The organism is Brevundimonas sp. NPDC055812 (assembly GCF_053616535.1).
This window is the reverse complement of record NZ_JBSHDX010000001.1, coordinates 300,714-308,002: the sequence shown is the minus strand read 5'-3', so window position 1 is coordinate 308,002 and position 7,289 is coordinate 300,714. Positions and strand designations below refer to the sequence as shown.

The window sequence follows — 7,289 nt, the reverse complement described above, 5'->3', positions numbered from 1 at the left end:
CGGCTTCGGTGGCCCACCGGCGCGCGTCATCGCGTTTGAGGAAGGTCTCGCTTATATAGCGACCCTTCCGTCTCACCTGGACCCGCCACGTTCCTGACGGGAGTTTCGAGTACGTCGCCATTTCGTGTGCGCTCTGTGTGCACTGAGGTGTCGAAAACCCGGAAAAAACGTCGCAACACGTCGCAAATTCGAGTGCACACGCCGCCTGCCAACTTTTTGATCTTACTAAAAAAATGTCTATAAATCAAGCTCATAGACTGTCCGTCGCGCCCATGATGGACTGGACCGACCGCAATTGTCGGGCGTTTCATCGTGCGCTGAGCGCGCGCGCCCTGCTCTATACGGAGATGGTCACGGCGCCGGCGGTGATCCACGGCGATCGCGACCGCCTGCTCGGCTTCGACGCGGTCGAGCATCCGGTGGCGCTGCAACTGGGCGGGTCGGACCCGGCGCAGCTGGCCGAGGCGGCGAAGATCGGCGAGGCCTATGGTTATGACGAGATCAATCTGAACGTCGGCTGTCCGTCGGACCGGGTGCAGTCGGGCCGGTTCGGCGCCTGTCTGATGCGCGAGCCGGAGCTGGTGGCCGACTGCATGGCGGCGATCAGGGAAGCCGTCAGCGTCCCGGCCACCGTCAAATGCCGCATCGGCGTCGATGATCAGGACCCGGAGGTCAGCCTGTTCGCCACGGTCGACGCCTCGGCGGCGGTGGGGATCGACAGCTTTGTCGTCCACGCGCGCAAGGCGTGGCTGAAGGGGCTGTCGCCCAAGGAGAACCGCGACGTGCCGCCGCTGGACTATGCGCTGGTGCGACGGTTGAAGCGCGAGCGGCCGCATCTGACCATCTGCATCAACGGCGGGATCGGCGATTTGGATCAGGCCGAGGCGCATCTGAAGGCCGACGATGGGGTGCAGCTGGACGGCGTCATGCTGGGCCGCGCCGCCTACCACGAGCCGGCGCTGATGGGGCAGGTGGATCGCCGCATCTTCGGCGAGGCGACGCCCGACGTGGACGTGTTCGAGGCGCTGGAGCGTTACCGCCCCTATATGGCTGCGCGGCTGGACGAGGGCGCCAATCTGGCGAGCATGACCCGGCACATGCTGGGCCTGATGCACGGCCGGGCCGGTGCGCGCGCCTTCCGTCGCATCCTGACCGTCGAGGGCGTGAAGCCCGGCGCGGGGCTGGAGGTCGTGGATCGCGCGGTCGAGGCCGTGCGCGAGGCCGAGGCGCGTCGGGCTCGGCTGAGCGAGACCGACGAAGCCGCCTGAACCTCAATTTCCGTCATTTTCCGGCAAGCCGCGAAGCGGCGCTGATCGGGGAACCTAGCGGCGCCCGGAGGGCGACCCTCACGCGCCGCGCCCCCGGTCTCGCCCTGCTCGCCGGGGGATGACGAAGGCCAGGGGCCCTTTCCGGTGATGACGCTGGCGGGTTGTACCGCTATGCCCAAGCTATGAGCGCGCTCCCCCTGTCCGAAATCGCCCTGATGCTCGCCGCCCTGGCTGGAGCCGGCGCGATCGCGGGCGTGATCGGCGGCCTGTTCGGCGTCGGCGGCGGGACGGTGCTGGTGCCGGCGCTGTTCTACGCCTTCTCGGTGCTGGGCGTGGGGGGCGAAAGCAATCTGCACGTCGCCATCGGCACCTCGCTGCTGACCATCGTCGCCACCTCGCTTCGCTCCCTGGCCACGCACCGCGCGCATGGGGCGGTGGACGAAACGGTCTTGAAGACCTGGACGCCCTGGGTGGCGTTCGGCGGCCTGGTCGGTGCGGCGATCGCCGGCTTCACCTCGATGGAGGGGCTGGCCGTCGTCTACGGCGCCTGCCTGCTGCTGGTCGCGACGCAGATGGGATTGACGCCCGAGCGGTTCACCTTGCGAAAGGACCTGCCCACGGGCTGGGGGCGGCGCGGCGTGGGCACGGGCATCGGCCTGCTGTCGGCCATGATGGGCGTCGGCGGGGGCAGTCTGGGCGGCATGACCATGACCCTGTGCGGGCGGCCGATCCATCAGGCGGTGGCGACGGCCTCGGGCTTCGGCCTGGCCATCGGAGCGGCGGCGGCCCTTGGCTTCACCGCCTTCGGCTGGGATGCGCCGGGGCGGCCGCCCTTGTCGCTGGGCTACGTCAATGCGCCGGCGGCCGTCATCATGGGGCTGCTGACGGCGCTGACGGCGCCCTATGGGGCGCGGCTGGCGCACCGGCTGGACCGCAAGATCCTGCGCCGAGCCTTCGCCGTCTATCTGCTGCTGACCGCCCTGTCGGTGGTCCTGAAGGCGCTGTGACCGCGATTAAGTAGATGCCCGCAGGCGGGCGCTAACACTTTGCGAACAGGCGCAGGTTAGGAGCGGTGCTGAACCTCCCTCCCCGAGCCTTGAAGTCATGCTGCAGAACCTGTCCGTCCCCAAGAAGCTGATCCTGTCCTTCATGGCGGTGATCGCGGCGTGCGGGGCGGCCACCCTGATCGTCCTGTGGTGCGTGGCGTCCCTGCAGCGCGCCGATGCGGCGGACCTGACCTCGCGCGAGGTGATGAAGGCGTCGGACCGTCTGATGGCCGCCGCCGTCGAGCAGCAGAACGCCATGCGCGGTTACGTCGCCAATCGCGACCCCGGCTTCGTCGAGGCCTTCAACCAGGGCGGCGCCGATGTGAAGGCGCGGATGGCGGACCTGGCTGCGTCCGACGTCGAGGGCGCTTATGCCAGCGAGCAACAGAGCCTGATCGCCGCCGCCGCCGCCTTTGAAAAGAGCGCCTCGGACGTCATGGCCCTGGCGCGCGATCCGGCGACCCAGGGCGCCGCCCTGGCCCAGGTCGCCTCGGCGGCGCGCCTGACCGACATTCGACAGGCGGTCGGTTCGATCCGCGAGAAGGAGGCCGTTCAGGCCCAGGCGCGCGCCGAAGCCAAGGCCTCCGCCTTCACCCAGGCCTACGTCGCCTTCGCCATCGGCGGAGTGCTGGCGCTGGGCATCGCCATGACGGCGGCCCTGTGGCTGATCGGCGCCTTGAGTCGCCCGGTGGAGGCCATGACCCGCGCCATGGGCCGTCTGGCCGGCGGCGATCTGAACGTCGCCATCCCGGCGGTCGGCCGTCGCGACGAGATCGGCCGTATGGCCGACGCCGTCCTGACCTTCAGGCAGAACGCCGAGGAGAAGGTGCGGCTGGAAGCCGAGGCCGAGGCCGCGCGCCTCGCCGCCGATGCTGAACGCGAGGCCCAGGCCGAGCGCGACGCCGAGGCCGCCCGCCAGCAGGCCCGCGTGGTCGAGGGCGTGGCCAGGGGGCTGGATAAGCTGTCGCACGGCCAGTTGGCCTTCCGTCTCAACGACCCGTTCGCGCCGGAATATGAAGCCCTGCGCGCCGACTTCAACGCGGCGATGGACAAGCTGCAGGGCGTGATGCGGGTGATCGTCGAACGCGCGGCGGCCATCGGCGCCAGCGCCCGCGAGATATCACAGGCCTCCGACGACCTGTCGCGCCGCACCGAACAGCAGGCGGCCAGTCTGGAAGAGACCGCGGCCGCCCTTGAGCAGATCACCGCCACCGTGGCGCGCTCGGCCGAGGGCGCGACGGAGGCGGGCGGCGTGGTGCGCGGCGCCCAGTCGGAAGCGGTCGAAGGACAGGCCGTGGTCGGCCGCGCCATCGCCGCCATGGGCGAGATCGAGCGCTCTTCGTCCGAGATCGGGGCCATCATCGGCGTGATCGACGAGATCGCCTTCCAGACCAATCTGCTGGCGCTGAACGCAGGCGTCGAGGCGGCCCGCGCGGGCGACGCCGGTCGCGGCTTCGCCGTTGTGGCGTCGGAGGTTCGCGCCCTGGCTCAGCGTTCGGCCTCGGCGGCCAAGGAGATCAAGACCTTGATCAACGAGTCGGGCCGCCAAGTCGGGACGGGCGTCGCCCTGGTCGGCGACACCGGCCATGCGCTGGAGCGCATCGCCGGTCAGATCCAGCGCCTGACCGTCATCGCCGAAGAGATCGCCGCCTCCTCGCAGGAGCAGTCCAGCGGTCTGCAGCAGGTCAACATCGCCGTGAACCAGATGGATCAGGTCACGCAACAGAATGCTGCGATGGTCGAACAGTCGACCGCCGCCAGCCACGCCCTGGCCTCCGACGCGGTCGAGTTGGACCGCATGATGGGCCAGTTCGCCCTGGACGACGCTCGCGATCTGGACGCCCGCGGGCGGATGCAAGCCCTGGCGCGAGCCGTGGCTTAAGCGCTGAATTCTTCCTCCCCTTCATGGGGAGGGTGGTCGCGTAGCGGCCGGGTGGGGAGGACCAGGTGATCCTGACACCCGCCGTCATTCTCGGGCTTGACCCGAGAATCCAGCGCCGCAACGCCTGAACCGTCTTGAGGGTCGATGTGATCGCCGTCATGCCTGCTGGATTCTCGGGTCAAGCCCGAGAATGACAGCAAGATAGAAGACGCGCTCGTCCCGCCGCCCCCACCCAGGCTCAGCCACCCTCCCCATGAAGGGGAGGGAGAAGCGCGCGCCTGGCGCTTACGCCGCCGCCTTCAGCGACACCGCATCCAGCGCCTGGGTCAGGTCGGCCAGGATGTCGTCCTGATGCTCCAGCCCGACCGACAGGCGCAGCAGGCCGTCGGTGATGCCCGCCGTCACCCGCGCTTCGGGCGTCATGGCGGCGTGGGTCATGGTGGCCGGGTGGGCGACCAGGCTTTCGACCCCGCCCAGGGATTCGGCCAGGGTGAAGACCTCCAGCCGCTCGATCACCTGGCGCACCGCCTCGGTTCCGCCGTTCAGTTCGAAGCTGAGCATGGCGCCCGGCCCCGACTGCTGGCGCGCCGCCAGATCATGGCCGGGGTGGCTGGTCAGGCCCGGATAGTGGACGGCCTTGACCGCCGGGTGCAGCTCCAGAACCGCCGCGGCCAGGCCGGCCGTCGCCTGCTGGCGCTCGATGCGGGTGAACAGGGTGCGCAGGCCCCGCAGGGTCTGATAGGCGTCGAACGGCGAGCCGGTGACGCCCAGGCAGTTGGCCCACCAGGCCAGCTGTTCATGATCGGCCGGATCGGCCGCGATCACGGCGCCGCCGACCACGTCGGAATGGCCGTTGATGTATTTGGTGGTCGAGTGGACCACGATGTCGGCGCCCAGCTCCAACGGCCGTTGCAGGGCCGGCGACAGGAAGGTGTTGTCGCACACCACCTTGGCCCCCACGGCGTGGGCGCGGCGACAGACCTCGGCGATGTCGGTGACGCGCAGCAGGGGGTTGGACGGGGTCTCGACCAGCACCAGCTTGCAGCCGTCGGCCAAGGCGGCGTCCAGGGCGTCGCCGTCGTTCTGATCGACGAAGGCGACGCGGAAATGCCCCTTCCGGGCGCGGGCGCACAGCAGGCGGTGGGTGCCGCCATAGCAGTCGTGCGGCGCGATCAGCAGGTCGCCGGGTTCCAGCAGGCTGAGGGGCAGGTCGACCGCCGCCATGCCGGTGGCCGTGACCACGGCGCCGGCGCCGCCTTCCAGCTCGGCCAGGGTCTCGGCCAGGACGTCGCGGGTCGGATTGCCCGAGCGCGAATAGTCGTATTTGCGCGGCTGGCCGAAGGCGGCGAAGGAATAGTTGGACGACAGATACAGCGCCGGCATGACCGCGCCGTGGGCCGTGTCCGTATCGACGCCCGAGCGGGCGGCGATGGTGCGGGGATCGGCGGGACGGGCGCGGCTCATTGGTCGATGTCCTTCAGTACGGAGGTCAGGATGTCGGCGACCAGGGCGTCTTCCTTCAGGAAGGCGTCGTGGCCGTAGACGGAGGGGTGCTGTTCGAAGCGCCAGAGGTTGGGCAGGCGGTCGGCCAGCTCCCTCATGTCGTCGATGGGGCACAGGCGGTCGGTGGTGAAGCCGACCAGGGTGACGGGGGCGGTGATCGCCTCGGGCTCGACGCGGTGGCGGTCGATGGAGTCCGACAGGCTGAGCCAGCGGGCGGGGGTGGTGCGGTCGCGATAGGCCCGGCCGCGCGCCTGCAGATAGTCGCACACCGGATAGGCCTGGCCCGCATTGCTGGGAGCCTCGGAATCGAAGCGGTCGCCGAACTCTTCCTGGGTGCGATAGGTGGTCATGGCCAGTTCGCGCGCCAGGCCGACGGCCTGATCCACGCGGCCCGTCTCCAGGCCCAGTTGCAGGATGCGGCGCTGGATGCCGCGCCAGGCGGTGGCCAGCGGGTGGGGACGATGGGCGGCGGATACGACCACCAGCTGCTCGGCCCAGTCGGGGAAGATCTCGCCGAAGGCCAGGGCGATCATGCCGCCGTAGGAACAGCCGACGAAGGCGGCGACCTTCTCCACCCCAAGATGGTCCAGCAACAGGGCCAGCAGCCGGGCCTGATCCTGGGTGGTGATGGTCAGCGGCGTTTTCGGCTCCTTCACGCCTTCGCCGAATTCGGGTGCGAAATCAAAGGCCAGGACGCGGAAGCGGGTCAGGTCGATCGGCGCGCGCACGCCCACGGCGCCGGACCACCAGCCCAGCCCCTTCGTCTCGGTGCGGTGGACGTAGCGATCGGCGGAAATGCCGCCCGCGACCACGATCAGGGGGGCGTCAGCCTTGCCGTGCAGGCGGCCGACGACCTGTTTCTGGGTCAGGGTTCCGCCGAAATCCAGCTCGAAACCGTCGGGGATCGGAACCACGACGTCATGGGCCCCGTCGCGTTGCAGCAGCTCGGACGGACGGCGCGCGGAAGCGGGACGACAGGCGGGCTCTTCAGCGGGAGCGGGGTCGATCAGGGCCAGGGTCATGGGTCTCGGTCACTCAGCAGATACGGCTCGCCAAGGAACCCATGCAGTGACAGACCTGTGGAGCGTCGCCTCGTCGATGCTCCACCCATCTCTCGCGGTCCTATCAGGCAAGCCCGAAGAACCCCGCAGGAGTTGGCACCGTTTCGGGCGGAACCCGATGGTTGCCCCGGCGTCAAAGGGCCTAATCCCTCAGCCGGTCTTGATGAGTGAGCTTACGGTGCGGTTGCGAAGAGCGCCGGTCAAGCGAAAAATTTCACCCCGTTTCACTGAAAGCGCCCCGGTGTGATGGTGAAATAGGCCCATTGAGGCGATGTCGCGAAAAATTATTCCGATACGGGGTTGACGCGGCGCGGCGCCCTGGCTCACCCTAAGGCACGATTTTCAACCGGACGCCGCCTGTGCCTTACCGCCTCGCCAGCATGAAGACGACCGCGATCGCCGCCTCGGCGACGGGCCTCTTCGCGTCCATGATTACCACCACCGGTACCACCACCATGCCCTTGCGGGCGGGGACCGGATGATGCGCGCCGTCTAGGCGAGACAACGCAGAAAACCGATCACCCGCCCG

General features: G+C 69.0%; 5 protein-coding genes and 1 riboswitch. Of the genes, 3 read left to right on the top strand and 2 right to left on the bottom strand.

Going from position 1 to position 7,289, the window contains the following annotated elements; translation table 11 throughout:
• The first annotated feature begins 233 nt into the window (after positions 1-233).
• The 3 genes from dusA to ACWGL1_RS01530 all read left to right on the top strand — a co-directional run bounded on the left by dusA (position 234) and on the right by ACWGL1_RS01530 (position 4,196).
• Positions 234-1,268, top strand: a complete 1,035-nt coding sequence (gene dusA, locus ACWGL1_RS01540) for a tRNA dihydrouridine(20/20a) synthase DusA (protein ID WP_452110989.1) — start codon at positions 234-236, stop codon at positions 1,266-1,268.
• Positions 1,269-1,450: 182 nt separating this feature from the next.
• Positions 1,451-2,275, top strand: a complete 825-nt coding sequence (locus tag ACWGL1_RS01535) for a sulfite exporter TauE/SafE family protein (protein WP_452110988.1) — start codon at positions 1,451-1,453, stop codon at positions 2,273-2,275.
• A 97-nt stretch (positions 2,276-2,372) separates the two neighbouring features.
• Positions 2,373-4,196 (top strand): methyl-accepting chemotaxis protein, encoded by a 1,824-nt coding sequence (locus ACWGL1_RS01530; RefSeq protein ID WP_452110987.1) that lies wholly within the window; start codon positions 2,373-2,375, stop codon positions 4,194-4,196.
• Positions 4,197-4,481: 285 nt separating this feature from the next.
• Here the strand turns inward: ACWGL1_RS01530 and metB are convergent, their stop codons facing one another.
• Entirely contained in the window at positions 4,482-5,660 is a 1,179-nt protein-coding gene (metB, locus tag ACWGL1_RS01525) for a cystathionine gamma-synthase (protein ID WP_452110986.1), read from the bottom strand.
• A complete protein-coding gene (metX, locus tag ACWGL1_RS01520) occupies positions 5,657-6,721 on the bottom strand; it encodes a homoserine O-succinyltransferase MetX (protein ID WP_452110985.1) in 1,065 nt (354 codons plus the stop codon). The genes metB and metX overlap by 4 nt, the downstream gene beginning before the upstream one ends.
• Positions 6,722-6,803: 82 nt before the next feature.
• Positions 6,804-6,930: riboswitch (SAM riboswitch) on the bottom strand.
• Positions 6,931-7,289: the final 359 nt, after the last annotated feature.